15 protein-coding genes are annotated in these 13,391 nt (G+C 31.0%); 1 reads left to right on the top strand and 14 read right to left on the bottom strand.

Going from position 1 to position 13,391, the window contains the following annotated elements:
* Window positions 1-57: 57 nt before the first annotated feature.
* Together QZ824_RS01755 and QZ824_RS01750 are read right to left on the bottom strand one after the other, a co-directional pair.
* Complete coding sequence (locus QZ824_RS01755; protein ID WP_291274321.1) at window positions 58-726, bottom strand: DNA alkylation repair protein; 669 nt, start codon at window positions 724-726, stop codon at window positions 58-60.
* A complete protein-coding gene (locus QZ824_RS01750) occupies window positions 723-1,310 on the bottom strand; it encodes an acyl carrier protein phosphodiesterase (protein WP_291274320.1) in 588 nt (195 codons plus the stop codon). The genes QZ824_RS01755 and QZ824_RS01750 overlap by 4 nt, the downstream gene beginning before the upstream one ends.
* Before the next feature lie 109 nt (window positions 1,311-1,419).
* On the opposite strand from QZ824_RS01750, the gene glmM reads away from it, so the two are divergent.
* A complete protein-coding gene (gene glmM, locus QZ824_RS01745; RefSeq protein ID WP_291274319.1) occupies window positions 1,420-2,811 on the top strand; it encodes a phosphoglucosamine mutase in 1,392 nt (463 codons plus the stop codon).
* A 54-nt stretch (window positions 2,812-2,865) separates the two neighbouring features.
* Here the strand turns inward: glmM and QZ824_RS01740 are convergent, their stop codons facing one another.
* From QZ824_RS01740 to QZ824_RS01685, 12 genes are all read right to left on the bottom strand, one after another.
* Window positions 2,866-3,300, bottom strand: a complete 435-nt coding sequence (locus QZ824_RS01740; RefSeq protein WP_291274318.1) for a VOC family protein — start codon at window positions 3,298-3,300, stop codon at window positions 2,866-2,868.
* Window positions 3,288-3,764, bottom strand: coding sequence for a DUF1569 domain-containing protein (locus tag QZ824_RS01735; protein WP_291274317.1), 477 nt, complete (start codon window positions 3,762-3,764; stop codon window positions 3,288-3,290). Before QZ824_RS01735 ends, QZ824_RS01740 begins: the two co-directional genes overlap by 13 nt.
* Window positions 3,765-3,858: 94 nt before the next feature.
* A complete protein-coding gene (locus QZ824_RS01730; protein WP_291274316.1) occupies window positions 3,859-4,302 on the bottom strand; it encodes a hypothetical protein in 444 nt (147 codons plus the stop codon).
* 89 nt (window positions 4,303-4,391) lie between these two features.
* A complete protein-coding gene (locus QZ824_RS01725) occupies window positions 4,392-5,375 on the bottom strand; it encodes an MlaD family protein (RefSeq protein WP_291274315.1) in 984 nt (327 codons plus the stop codon).
* 7 nt (window positions 5,376-5,382) lie between these two features.
* Window positions 5,383-6,117, bottom strand: a complete 735-nt coding sequence (locus QZ824_RS01720; protein WP_291274314.1) for an ATP-binding cassette domain-containing protein — start codon at window positions 6,115-6,117, stop codon at window positions 5,383-5,385.
* Complete coding sequence (locus QZ824_RS01715) at window positions 6,114-6,899, bottom strand: ABC transporter permease (RefSeq protein WP_291274313.1); 786 nt, start codon at window positions 6,897-6,899, stop codon at window positions 6,114-6,116. Before QZ824_RS01715 ends, QZ824_RS01720 begins: the two co-directional genes overlap by 4 nt.
* Window positions 6,900-6,988: 89 nt before the next feature.
* Window positions 6,989-7,561 carry a hypothetical protein gene (locus tag QZ824_RS01710; protein ID WP_291274312.1) on the bottom strand — a complete coding sequence of 191 codons (573 nt, stop codon included), beginning with the start codon at window positions 7,559-7,561 and terminating at the stop codon, window positions 6,989-6,991.
* A gap of 30 nt (window positions 7,562-7,591) precedes the next feature.
* On the bottom strand, window positions 7,592-7,972 hold the full coding sequence (locus QZ824_RS01705) for a hypothetical protein (protein WP_291274311.1): 381 nt from the start codon (window positions 7,970-7,972) through the stop codon (window positions 7,592-7,594).
* A 74-nt stretch (window positions 7,973-8,046) separates the two neighbouring features.
* Entirely contained in the window at window positions 8,047-11,394 is a 3,348-nt protein-coding gene (gene secA, locus QZ824_RS01700; RefSeq protein ID WP_291274310.1) for a preprotein translocase subunit SecA, read from the bottom strand.
* Window positions 11,395-11,497: 103 nt separating this feature from the next.
* Window positions 11,498-11,719, bottom strand: a complete 222-nt coding sequence (locus QZ824_RS01695; RefSeq protein WP_002986941.1) for a DUF2795 domain-containing protein — start codon at window positions 11,717-11,719, stop codon at window positions 11,498-11,500.
* A 120-nt stretch (window positions 11,720-11,839) separates the two neighbouring features.
* On the bottom strand, window positions 11,840-12,418 hold the full coding sequence (locus tag QZ824_RS01690) for a cob(I)yrinic acid a,c-diamide adenosyltransferase (protein ID WP_291274309.1): 579 nt from the start codon (window positions 12,416-12,418) through the stop codon (window positions 11,840-11,842).
* 6 nt (window positions 12,419-12,424) lie between these two features.
* Complete coding sequence (locus QZ824_RS01685) at window positions 12,425-13,360, bottom strand: TerC family protein (protein WP_291274346.1); 936 nt, start codon at window positions 13,358-13,360, stop codon at window positions 12,425-12,427.
* Window positions 13,361-13,391 lie beyond the last annotated feature (31 nt).

Below are 13,391 nucleotides of genomic sequence, written 5' to 3'. Positions count from 1 at the left end.
TTAATTTATACAAAGGTAAAGTTTTCCTAGTTTAGGAAAATAAAAAGATATGAAGATTTAAATTATTTTTCTTAAAGCTTCTTTAACACTTAAAGGTTTAAATGGGTTGTTTTGTACAAATTTTAAAACTCCTTGAGGATTTACGGAAGCATAATCACGTAAGGCCCAACCAATAGCTTTTTGAATAAAAAATTCTTTTGAATCTATATTTTTTAAACATTCAGATTTTAATAGTTCAAAATCGGTATCTAATTTGTATCCTAATTGGAAAATAAGAGCAGTTCTTTTCAACCATAGGTTATTAGAATTTGAAAAACGCTCGATAAGTTCATATTTTTCACTAGGAAATTGTTTCAAATATCCTCCGATACCATATTTTGCTAAAGTATCCACACTATCCCACCACGAATGTTGAAGAAGCAATTCTTCAATAAAGAATTGGTCTGTTATCTGCCAATTCTTTTTGATATTTGCTAAAACAATATCTATTGCACATTGATGAAATTCTCTATACTCAGCTTGGAATAATTCTAATGCAATTGTTCTAAAATTTTGTTTTACTTCATCGGGGTATTGAATTAGTGTTTTTTTTAGAATAGCTCTTCTCAATTCAGTCTTAATTCCTAAATATTGAAATTTATTTTTCATATATTTTTCCATAGGAACGGCTTCCTCAGGATTTTTAGCTTGATGCATTTGAGTAATTAAAGCTTTAGTAAATGTCATAATTGTGCATTTAAAAATTGATTACAAACGCCTTGTAATTCTTCAAAAAAGGCAATAAATTCTGATTCAAATTCATCATAAAATTGCTTTAACTCGTGTATGGCTTCATCCATTTTAACTCTATGTTTGGTTCTATAATCCATTTGAAATAAAATAACACTTATTCCCTCTAGAGTTGCATAAGATACTAACCAATTCCTTCCAATCATATAGGGCAACATTTTTTGAACGCGTTCCGTTAGAATTGAATGATGCTCTTGCAGTAATAGGTAAAATTCTTTTGCATATTGTTCTAAAGGAGTTGGGCAGTAATGGGACCAATTTTTGGCTAAAAAATGATCGTAAAAAATATCCATTATAACCCCTGAATAATGACCATACTTTTTATGCAATCGATGTTTACTTTGCCTATAAATAGGGTGTGAGTCTGTAAAAGAATCAATAAGTCGATGTAAAAGAATACCTTTCTTTATTTCTGGGGGATATTTTTCATATTGAAGCCCTTTGATACTATCAGCCATAAAGTTTCCTATCTTTACAGTTTCCTGATTTCCAGATAAATAGATGTGTGCTAGATAGTTCATGAAACGAAAAAGACATTGTTTTTTTGTAAAAATAGAAAAATTTTAACAAAAAATGAACTTTAAAAAGACAGATAAAGTATATTTGCTTCACTAATTAACTCAAAATTATATGACATTAATTAAATCTATTTCTGGAATTCGTGGTACGATAGGCGGTACAGTTGGTTCTAATTTAACTCCAGTTGATGCAGTTAAATTTGCTTCTGCTTATGGGAGTTTTTTAAAAACAACTGTTCAAGTTGATAGGAAATTAAAAGTGGTTATTGGAAGAGATGCTCGTATTTCTGGTCCCATGATTCATAATTTAGTAGTCAATACATTAGTTGGATTAGGTATTGATGTAATTGATTTAGGCTTGTCAACTACGCCAACTGTTGAAATTGCAGTTTCGTTAGAGCAAGCTGATGGTGGAATTATTTTGACGGCATCGCACAACCCTAAGCAATGGAATGCCTTAAAATTATTGAATGCCAAAGGTGAATTTTTAAGTAGTGCTGATGGAGCTAAAATTTTAGAATTAGCTGAAGCTGAAGCTTTTAATTTTGCAGAAGTAGATGATTTAGGAATAATAACTGAAAATCAGGCTTACATGGATATTCATATCGATGAAGTTCTTGCTCTACCTTTAGTTAATGTTGATAAGGTTAAATCAAAGAAATTCAAGGTAGTAGTTGATGGAGTAAATTCTTCTGGAGGTATTATTATACCTAAATTATTAGAAGAAATGGGTGTTGAAGTGGTGAAATTATATTGTGAACCTAATGGTCATTTTCCACACAATCCAGAGCCTCTGAAAGAACATTTAGGCGATATATGTAAGTTAGTTGTTGAAGAGCAAGCTGATTTTGGAATTGTTGTTGATCCTGATGTGGATCGTTTAGCTTTTATTTCAAATGATGGGGAAATGTTTGGAGAAGAATATACATTAGTTGCTGTTGCAGACTATGTTTTGAGTCAAACTCCAGGAAACACGGTTTCAAATATGAGTTCTTCAAGAGCGCTTCGTGACATCACGGTTAAACACGGAGGTAATTATCAAGCTAGTGCCGTAGGTGAAGTGAATGTTGTTGAATTAATGAAAGCTACAAATGCTATTATTGGGGGAGAAGGAAATGGCGGAATTATTTATCCTGAAATTCATTATGGTAGAGATGCTTTAGTTGGAGTAGCTTTATTTTTAACTTATTTAGCAAGTCAGCATAAGTCTGTTGCGGAGTTAAGAGCTTCCTATCCTCAATATTATATGAGTAAAAATAAAATTGAATTAACACCTCAAATTGATGTTGATAATGTTTTAAAATTAATATTTGAAAAATATCAAAAGGAACAAATTTCAACTGTTGATGGAGTCAAAATTGATTTTGCTTCGGAGTGGGTACATTTAAGAAAATCAAATACTGAGCCTATTATTCGAATTTATACAGAAGCTCCTACTCAAAACGCAGCAGATGTATTGGCAGAACGTTTTGTTACTGAACTAAAAAGTATTGCAGGAATATAAATATTCAACATACTAATTTTAAAATCTAAAAATCCCGATTAAATCGGGATTTTTTTATGCTTGTGGTTCATCATAGTTCACCATCCAATGAATTCCAAATTGATCAGTAAACATACCGAAGTGTGCACCCCAAAAAGTTTTTTCTAATGGCATGGTTATTTTTCCTTTCTCTGACAAACCATCGAACAAATGCTTAGCTTCTTCTAAGGTAGCCGTATTTATAGAAACCGACATATTGGTTCCAAAGGTTACTTCTCCACTAAAATTTGTACTATCACTAGCCATTAATACTGTTTCTTTACTTATGGGTAAACTAACATGCATAATTTTATTACCTTCTTCTTCACTCAAGGGTGGACAATTTTCATCAACAGGCATGTCTTTGAATCTTCCTATATAACTAAATTCACCACCAAAAACTGATTTATAAAAATTGAATGCTTCTTCTGTATTTCCATTGAAGGTAAGGTAAACGTTTACTGTTGCCATAATATATTATTTTTTTTAATTAAGTCTTTAATAATTTTTACATGATGTAGGGTGTGAATATAAAGAAATTTTTTAGTTTCCTTTTGATTTAAATGACCAAAATAAGGATGATCAATAAATTGATTTTTATTTATTTTTTCTAGTTGATTAAGGTTTGCCAAAGTTGAATTCCAATGCTCTTTTAGTGAATTTTCTGTAAATGTAGTAGGTAAAACTGTTTTTGGAGCTTTAGCTTTGCCTCTAGGAATATGTTTAGTTGTAAAAACGATTGTTTTCCAAATGGAAAAATTGGGTTTATAATTTTTTGGATTACTTTTTTGAATTCCATTAACTATTTGATCAATTGTTAAAAGAATATGTTCTATTTGCCAACCTACATTAGTATGAGTCACAAAAGAATTTTCTAATTCACACATAGGAATATGCTTTTCGATTTCTTTTAATAAAGCATAAGTAGTTTTCATTTTTAATTTTTAGTAAACATACAAAAAAATCTGCTAAGTCAACTAAGCAGATTTTTGCTTGAAAATGGTATTTACTCCAAAAATATAATTTGTTTTAATGCTTTCTTTTTTTATGACCTTGCTTTTTTTCATATTGATGGTCATGATGTTTTAGTCTGTTTTGTTCGATTATAATCACTCTGGGTTCTTGAATATGAGCAACTTTATATTTTCTGCAATGATCCGTATTATGAAAATATGGCGTTGCACCAATATAATTTAATTGAATTTGTGTGGCAGCTCCCAAATTGATTCCAATATAAGGAGCAGGTACCTTAACACTAATTGACCATTTTCCATTATTCAAATAAAAGTAAGCGCTTCGTTGTAAGTCATAATACAAGTTATACTGAGGAAAATAAATGTGTCTTGTTTTAGCTCGATATCCATGCGCTGGTGCCCATTTTGGAGGTTTTCCATGTGCCAAAGATGATGAAGGCATCAAAAAAAGAAAACTAATGAAGACGACAATTACTAATTTTAACGATTTAGTTTCCATAAAATTTATTTTAAAATTTCTATGAAGTAAAATTAGTAAGATGAAGTGCGAGACTTGTTATACAATTTTTATAAAAGATTATAAAATTATTATTTTGTTGTTGTTTTTGCTTTTGCTTTTGCTTTTGCTTGTTTTTTGAAATAACCTCTAAAGAAAAAATTGTGTTTTAAAGCTTCTAAATTTTGATTTAAGCGAATGCTTGCTTCATTAATATTAATCATTGTAGAATCAATTTTTTGAACTAATTTAGGATCATTAGATAAATAATTAATAACACCTTTACCATTTTTTGCATTATCAATAGTTGTATTTAAGTTATCTACAACTAAGTCGATCTTTTTACTTGATTTTTCTAAGTTGATTACGATACTTTTTATTTTAGAGGCAACCATTGTATCATTTACAACACCAATCAAATTATTTTTTTGATTTAATGAAGTAATAATTTTGTTTAAATTTTCAATTGAAGAAGTGGTCCCTTGACTAGTCATTTTTAAATAATGAATAGTTTCTTTTAAATCTTGGGCAACATCAGCATCATTTAGAAGTAGACCAACAGTTCCTTTTCCAGCTGATATTTCTTTAGTAATTTTAATTAAATCTGACGTAAGAATAGCTGCATTTTCGTTAGTAACACTTAAGGTCTTTAGCATATCTTCGGTTCTTACTTTATTAAATGATTGGATAATATCATTTGGCTGAATAGGTGCTGAAATACCTTTACCGGGTATAATATTGATAATCATGTTACCTACTAATCCATCTGAGCTAATGGCTGCTATTGCATCTTTTTTAATGTGGGGCAAAATTTTGTTTTCAATGGACATTTCTACTTTTATGACTGTGTCATTTAACATTTCTATGGTTGTAACAGTTCCTATGTTGATTCCAGCATAGCGAACGTTATTTCCTAATTGAAGTCCATTAACGTTATTGAATAGTGCACTAATTGTTGTTGTCTTTCCAAACATATTTTTTTTGTTGCCAATAAAGTATACGGCGGTAACAAATAGAACCAAGCCTATAATAACAAAGATTCCTAACTTAAATTTTTCAGCATTTGTTTTTTCCATAATTATTTTATTTGAAAAAGGCTTTAACTTTTGGATCCTCACTTTTAGAGATTTCATCAAAAGTACCTTCAATATAATTTTTTCCATCAATAAGCAAAATCATTCGATCGGCTACAACTCTAGCACAATCAATATCGTGTGTAATAATTATTGAGGAAGTTTTATATGTTTCTTGAACAGATTTCATTAATTGAATAATTTCTTTAGAAGTAATAGGATCTAAACCTGTAGTTGGTTCATCATAGAGTATAATTTTAGGCTTTAAAATAAGTGTTCTGGCTAATGCAATTCTACGTTTCATACCACCCGATAACTCGTTTGGCATTAGATCTATAGCTTTTTCAAGTCCCACACTTTTTAATACTTCTAAAACCATTGGTGTTGCATCCTTAATTTTTCCAAATTTTTTTGTATGTCTACGTAGTGGAAATTCAAGATTTTCTCTAACGGACATAGAATCATATAGCGCGCTTCCTTGAAAAAGAAAGCCAATTTCAGTTCTAATTTCATCTAATTGCTCTTGTTCAAGTTGAGTCATGTCTTGTCCCATTACCTGAATTTTTCCACTGTCAGGTTGTACTAATCCAATCAAACATTTTATCATAACAGATTTTCCAGAGCCTGATTTGCCCATGACCACCAAACTCTCACCATCATTTAATTCTAGATGGAAGCCATTGAGTACTTGATTGGTTCCAAAGCGCTTTCTTAATTCTTGTATTTCAATAATGGGTTGATTCATAAATCATAAAAAATATCAGTTACAAAAACGGCTATGAAATCAATGACAAATAATAGCATTGAGGTATATACAACAGCAGAATTAGCGGCTAAACCTACACCAGCGGTTCCTTTATTACTGTTATAACCTTTGTAGCAACCAACTAATCCAATGGCAAAACCAAAGAAAAATGATTTGATTGTAGCTGGAATTAAATCGCTGAATTCTAATGCATCAAAAACTTGATTAAAATAGAGTGTAAAAGATACATTTCCTTTTAAATTTTCTACCAAATAGGAACCATATATGGCAATTGCATCTCCTATGATGATTAAAATGGGTAGCATTAAAATTGTTGCAGATATTCTAGTAACAACTAAATATTTAAAAGGATTGGTTCCTGACACTTCCATAGCATCAATTTGTTCAGTTACTCGCATGGAACCCAATTCAGCACCAATACCTGAACCGATTCTACCAGCACAAATTAAGGCGGTAATAATAGGTCCTATTTCTCTAATAATTGAAATACTTACCATTGAAGGCATCCAAGAAACTGCTCCAAATTCTTGTAAAGTAGGGCGTGATTGCAAGGTGAAAACTAACCCAATAATAAATCCTGTAACACTAACTAACAATAAAGAACGATTTCCCATTTGGTAACATTGTCTTAGGAATTCTCTAAATTCAAAAGGACTTTTGAATACTTCCTTAAAAAATCGTCCGGCAAAATAAGAGAGATCTCCAATTTCAATTAAGAAAACTTGAATGTATAGTTTTATTTTGTTTAAAATTGGATACATAGAATTAATGGATTGAACAAATCAAATATACGAATTAGCTTAAAATTAAAGTGACCTTTATTTAATTAAGTTTAACTATTTAGTTGGTATTATAATCCTAATTGTTTCACAACATCTTCTGAAAAAAGCATTTGCACTAAAGAACCTTCTTTTTCAATATTAACGTATTTCCAAGTGTTTTTTGTTAAATCGTCGCTAATAGCTAATACCTTTGAACGTTTATTAATGGTAAAAGTATATGTTTTAGCATCATAAGTTGCTTCAGTGGCTCCCATACTTTCTTTAATCATTTCTAGCATCATTTCAGCAGAATCCCCCATGTCTTCTTTAAATGTCATGGTCATTTTATTATCATGCTCAAAAACACAAAAGGTTTGACTACCAATTTTCTTAATTTCTCCAAAAGAAAAATTAGGATTTGTTTTTATTAATTTAATGGTCATTGCTTCATTATTAAAAGCTTCAAACATGACATCTTTCATTTGCTCTCTTGAAGCGATTTCAAATACTTTTGGATATGTTTGATCTAAAATTTTGTCAAGATCTAAAGAAATTGCCGTATCATACATGAGTTGGGCTTCGGATTTTAGTGATTTTATATCCTGTGAAAATGAAGTAATAGTATATACTAAAAAAAGAATAGATAGAATTTTATTTTTCATGGTGTGATTTGTGTTGATGTTTTAATAAATCTAGATTAAGTTTGGATCCGGTTTTTTAAATGTTGGAGGCATTTCCGAAATATTTGCTATTCTCTTTTTATTTAATTTCATTACAAAATCATTTTCTGTAGTAAATAAAATAGCAGACATAAAAGGATTGTTAATGTAAGGTATTAGTTCGTCACTTAATTTATTCAAAGGAATTATTTTTTCTAGTTCCTGCAATCCCTCTTTATATATTTTAAAAATAACGCTACATTTTAATTCATTTTCAATTGTAATTGTTCGCACATAGATATTTTGAAGTTCTGGTTTTCCAATGGTTTTAGCCAAAGTTAGTTTAGCAAATGTTCTATTAGATATACTAGTTAAGACTAAATTAAAGAAATCGATATAAATAGGGGAGTTCATAGGTAATAAATTTATGTAAAAATAAAAAAAATCCCCTACTAAGTAGAGGATTTTTTCAATTGAAATTAAAAATATTATTCATTCACAATAACCCATTCTCCTGAAGCAATCATTGGTTCTGCTTTTTTGTATTTCATCGTTTCACTTTTACCGCTGATGATATGTTTAATGGTTACTGAATCATTTCTATTGATTTTAGGTTGGTCACGAACAATAGTTTCAGTAATAGTTGGTCTTTCTTGAACTTCTTGCGATTCATTTGAAGCTGGTGAACTTGCACCAAACTCTTCTTTAGACTCGATATAGTGTTCATGCACTTCTTCTAAAGGAGCTTCATGAATATTATTCGCATTGTAAGAAGGTAACTCTCCTTTGAATAAGAACGAAATGACATCTTTATTTACCTGTTCAATCATTTTCTTGAACAACTCAAATGCTTCAAATTTATAGATTAATAAAGGATCTTTTTGTTCATGGACAGCTAATTGAACCGATTGCTTTAACTCATCCATTTTACGTAAATGTTTTTTCCAAGATTCATCGACAATGGCTAAAGTGATATTTTTTTCGAAATCTGTAATTAATGATTTACCTTCAGTTTGATAGGCTTTATCAAGATTCGTTACCACATTTAATGTTTTAATTCCATCTGTAAAAGGCACTACAATTCGCTCATATTGTCCATTATTGTTTTCATAAACGTCTTTAATTACAGGAAAAGCTTGGTGCGCATCACGTTTAACCTTGTCTTCATAATATGCATAAGCAGCTTGGTATACTTTAGCTGTAATTTGAGCATTATTCAATTTCATAAATTCAGCTTCAGTTACTGGAGAACTAATGGATAAGGTGCGAATCAATTCAAATTCAAAGTTTTTGAAATCATTTACCATTTTATTGTTCTCAACGATTACTTCACAAGTATCATAAATCATGTTTACGATATCTACTTTTAATCGTTCACCTTCAAGTGCATGTCGTCTGCGTTTATAAACCACCTCGCGTTGAGAATTCATCACGTCATCATATTCTAATAAGCGTTTACGAACACCAAAGTTGTTTTCTTCAACACGCTTTTGAGCTCTTTCTATTGATTTAGTCATCATAGAATGTTGAATTACTTCACCTTCTTTTAATCCCATTCTATCCATAACCTTAGCTACACGTTCAGAACCAAATAAACGCATTAAGTTATCTTCTAATGAAACATAAAATTGTGAACTTCCCACATCACCTTGACGACCAGAACGACCTCTTAACTGACGATCTACTCGACGTGAATCATGTCGCTCTGTACCGATGATAGCTAAACCACCTGCTGCTCTAACTTCTTCTGTAATCTTAATATCTGTACCACGTCCTGCCATGTTTGTTGCAATAGTTACTACTCCAGGTTTTCCTGCTTCAGCTACTATTTCAGCTTCACTTTTATGCATTTTGGCATTCAAAACGTTGTGAGCTATTCCTCTCATCTTCAACATGCGACTTAATAGCTCTGAAATTTCAACCGAAGTAGTACCAATCAATACAGGTCTTCCAGCTTGAGAAAGTTGAACAACATCTTCAATAACAGCATTAAATTTTTCACGAACTGAACGATAAATCAAATCATCACGGTCAATTCTTGAAATTGGTTTATTGGTTGGGATTTCAACAACATCTAATTTATAAATTTCCCAAAATTCGCCAGCTTCTGTAACCGCTGTACCTGTCATACCTCCTAGTTTATTATACATACGGAAGTAATTTTGTAGGGTGATAGTAGCAAAAGTTTGAGTAGCTGCTTCAATTTTTACATTTTCTTTAGCTTCTATAGCTTGGTGTAAACCATCAGAATAGCGACGACCATCCATAATACGTCCTGTTTGTTCATCAACAATCAAAACTTTATTATCCATGATTACATATTCTGTGTCTTTTTCAAATAAAGCATAAGCTTTTAACAACTGAGTTAACGTATGAATACGTTCAGATTTTACAGAAAAATCACGGAATAAACTCTCTTTTAATTCTGCTTCGGCTTCTTTATCTAGATTTTGTTTTTCAATTGCAGCAATCTCCATTCCAATGTCTGGTAAAACGAAGAAAGTTTCCTCTGTATCTTGAGACAGGAATTTAATTCCATTATCAGTTAATTCAACTTGATTATTTTTTTCTTCAATTACAAAATACAATGCCTCATCTACCTTATACATTTCACGACTATTGTCTTGCATGTATTGGTTTTCTGTTTTTTGAAGAATTTGTTTTACTCCTTCTTCAGATAAAAACTTGATTAAAGCTTTGTTTTTTGGTAAGGCACGATGAGAACGTAATAATTGGAATCCACCGTCTTTAGTATTTCCTTCTTTAATCAAGCGTTTAGCTTCTGTTAGACAGTCAGTAGCAATTTTCTTTTGTAAGTTAAATAAGTTTTCAACTTTAGGTTTTAATTCTAAAAATTCATGGCGATCTCCATCAGCAACAGGACCAGAGATGATTAAAGGTGTACGCGCATCATCAATCAAAACAGAATCTACCTCGTCAACAATAGCAAAATTATGCTTTCTTTGAACTAAATCCTCTGGTGAATGTGCCATATTATCTCTCAAATAGTCAAAACCAAACTCATTGTTGGTTCCATAAGTAATATCAGCGTTGTATGCATTTCTTCGTGCAGGTGTGTTCGGCTGGTGATTATCAATGCAATCTACGGATAAACCATGAAATTCAAATAAAGGTGCTTTCCATGTACTGTCACGTCGTGCTAAGTAATCATTTACAGTTACTAAATGTACTCCATTACCAGTTAATGCATTTAAATAAATAGGAAGAGTAGCAACTAATGTTTTTCCTTCACCTGTTTGCATCTCAGCAATTTTTCCTTGATGTAGAACAATACCACCGATTAATTGTACATCATAGTGAATCATATCCCAAGTGATAGCTTTACCAGCAGCATCCCATGAATTTGCCCAAATTGCTTGGTCACCTTCAATAGTAATGTAGGGCTTAATGGCAGAGAATTCTCTATCTTTTGCTGTAGCTGTAACCACTACTTTTGTATTTTCTTTAAATCTTCTTGCTGTTTCTTTTACTACGGCAAAAGCTTCAGGTAAAATATCACTTAAAACTTTTTCAGAAATTTCATAAGCTTCTTTTTCTAATACATCAATTTCAATATAGATGTTTTCTCTAGCGTCGATATCAAGAGTTATTTCGGCTTGAGCTTTTAATTGTTCAATTTTGGCATCTTTTTCAGCACGAGCTTCTTTAATTTTTTCTTTAAAAAATGTAGTTTTTGCTCTCAATTCGTCATTTGAAAGTTGTTGTAAAGCACCTTCAAATGATTTGATTTTGTTAACAATAGGCTGAATAGCTTTAATATCGTTGGCTGATTTATCGCCAACAAATATTTTTAAAATTGAATTAATTATACTCATAGTTTGATATTTATGTGTTCCCTTGTTAGGGAGGTAATTTTAAAATGTAAATTCCACCAAAAAAAAAGTCTCACTTAGAGACTTTTTAGTTGTGCTTTTATTTTTAATACTCATCCTCATTCCAAAGATAGTCTTCGTCAGTTGGATAATCTGGCCAAATTTCTTCCATTGATTCATAGATTTCTCCTTCATCTTCAATAGACTGTAAGTTTTCTACAACTTCTAATGGCGCTCCAGTTCTAATTGCATAGTCGATTAACTCGTCTTTTGTTGCTGGCCATGGTGCATCACTTAAATAAGATGCTAATTCTAACGTCCAATACATCTTTAATTAGATTTTTAGTTTTATGCAAAAATAAATTTTTAACTCAAAAAGTCAAGTTTTTTTTGAAATATTTTTTATTAATTTTTAAGAACGTAATGTGTTTCATTCAAAATGAGAAATTTAGATTTCCTCTTTTCTGGGAATCCATTTAATTTCTTCAGCGTTTAAATCGTGTGACAACTTTCGTGCCAATACAAATAAATAGTCAGAAAGTCGGTTCAAATAAGTTAAAACAGCTTCATCAATGGGTTCTTCTTCGTTTAAATGAGTGGCTAAGCGTTCAGCTCTCCTACAAACACAACGAGTTATATGACAATATGACACGGTGATATGTCCGCCAGGTAAAACAAAATGGGTCATAGGTGGTAATTCAGCGTCCATAGCATCTATCTGTACTTCTAGTAGATTAACATCTTTTTCACTAATTCTATTGATGTTTAATCGTTGTTGACCATTTTTTAATACTTCTTTTTCTGGTGGAGTAGCCATAATGGCACCTACGGTGAACAAACGATCTTGGATTTCCATTAAAATTGTTTTATAAAAAGGATTTATGTCTTGATCGCGAATTAATCCAATATATGAATTGAGTTCATCGATAGTTCCATAGCTTTCAATTCGTAAATGATGTTTAGGCACTCGTGCACCTCCAAATAAAGATGTAGTACCTTTATCCCCCGTTTTGGTATAAACTTTCATGAAAATTTATTTTTGTTTTTTTAATGAGAAGACTACTCCAAAGGTTAACGCCAAGGCAATAAAACTCAATGAAGCCCATTCTGGTAATTTGTAATGATGTACTAATAACATTTTGATTCCAACAAACGTTAGAATAGCAATAAGGCTGTATTCTATGTAACTAAATTTTTCTAACATATTGGCTAAAAAGAAATACATAGAACGTAAACCTAAGATGGCAAAAATATTAGAACTAAAAACTAAGAAAGGATCAGCCGTTATTGCTAATATGGCAGGAACACTATCTACAGCAAAGATTACATCCATTAACTCAATAACTATTAGCGCAATGAATAAAGGAGTTACATAGTTAATTCCGTTTTCACGAACGAAAAATTTTTGCCCATGAATTTCATGCTTAATAGGAAAAATTTTGCCTATTATTTTATAAACTTTTGAGTCTTTAGGATTGAAATCTTCTTCTTCTTTAGTAAATAACATCTTTAAGGCTGTGAAAATTAAAAATCCTCCAAATACATAAGTAATCCAGTCAAATTTATTGATCAGAGCTACACCTAAGAAAATCATTAATCCTCTAAAAAAAATAGCACCTAAAATGCCCCAAAACAGAACTCTGTGTTGAAATTTTTGTGGAATTTTAAATGAAGAAAATATAATAGCAATTACAAATATGTTATCGGCACTCAATGACAATTCAATTAAATATCCAGTAATATATTTGATAGAAGCTTGGTAAGGTGTTAAATTAGTTGGATTGTCTATGTATTGATGAGCATATAACATGTGGATGATTCCAGAAAATATAAAGGAAAGTGTAACCCATAAAACAGTCCATTGTGAAGCTTCTTTTGAGCTAATTACGTGTGGGTTTTTGTTAAATACCCCTAAGTCTAATGCTAAAAAAACGGCTATTGCACATAAAAATATAATCCAAACAGTCATGATATAAATTGATTTTTGACAAATATAAGGT

The organism is Flavobacterium sp. (assembly GCF_021151785.1).
In the GTDB taxonomy this organism is placed as follows: Bacteria; Bacteroidota; Bacteroidia; order Flavobacteriales; family Flavobacteriaceae; genus Flavobacterium.
This window is presented reverse-complemented; position numbering and strand designations above follow the sequence as displayed.

Excerpts from the sequence above, each read along its gene's own strand:
- QZ824_RS01755 (WP_291274321.1), bottom strand. The coding sequence starts at position 726 with ATGACATTTACTAAAGCTTTAATTACTCAAATGCATCAAGCTAAAAAT.
- QZ824_RS01750 (WP_291274320.1), bottom strand. The coding sequence starts at position 1,310 with ATGAACTATCTAGCACACATCTATTTATCTGGAAATCAGGAAACTGTA.
- glmM (WP_291274319.1), top strand. The coding sequence starts at position 1,420 with ATGACATTAATTAAATCTATTTCTGGAATTCGTGGTACGATAGGCGGT.
- QZ824_RS01740 (WP_291274318.1), bottom strand. The coding sequence starts at position 3,300 with ATGGCAACAGTAAACGTTTACCTTACCTTCAATGGAAATACAGAAGAA.
- QZ824_RS01735 (WP_291274317.1), bottom strand. The coding sequence starts at position 3,764 with ATGAAAACTACTTATGCTTTATTAAAAGAAATCGAAAAGCATATTCCT.
- QZ824_RS01730 (WP_291274316.1), bottom strand. The coding sequence starts at position 4,302 with ATGGAAACTAAATCGTTAAAATTAGTAATTGTCGTCTTCATTAGTTTT.
- QZ824_RS01725 (WP_291274315.1), bottom strand. The coding sequence starts at position 5,375 with ATGGAAAAAACAAATGCTGAAAAATTTAAGTTAGGAATCTTTGTTATT.
- QZ824_RS01720 (WP_291274314.1), bottom strand. The coding sequence starts at position 6,117 with ATGAATCAACCCATTATTGAAATACAAGAATTAAGAAAGCGCTTTGGA.
- QZ824_RS01715 (WP_291274313.1), bottom strand. The coding sequence starts at position 6,899 with ATGTATCCAATTTTAAACAAAATAAAACTATACATTCAAGTTTTCTTA.
- QZ824_RS01710 (WP_291274312.1), bottom strand. The coding sequence starts at position 7,561 with ATGAAAAATAAAATTCTATCTATTCTTTTTTTAGTATATACTATTACT.
- QZ824_RS01705 (WP_291274311.1), bottom strand. The coding sequence starts at position 7,972 with ATGAACTCCCCTATTTATATCGATTTCTTTAATTTAGTCTTAACTAGT.
- secA (WP_291274310.1), bottom strand. The coding sequence starts at position 11,394 with ATGAGTATAATTAATTCAATTTTAAAAATATTTGTTGGCGATAAATCA.
- QZ824_RS01695 (WP_002986941.1), bottom strand. The coding sequence starts at position 11,719 with ATGTATTGGACGTTAGAATTAGCATCTTATTTAAGTGATGCACCATGG.
- QZ824_RS01690 (WP_291274309.1), bottom strand. The coding sequence starts at position 12,418 with ATGAAAGTTTATACCAAAACGGGGGATAAAGGTACTACATCTTTATTT.
- QZ824_RS01685 (WP_291274346.1), bottom strand. The coding sequence starts at position 13,360 with ATGACTGTTTGGATTATATTTTTATGTGCAATAGCCGTTTTTTTAGCA.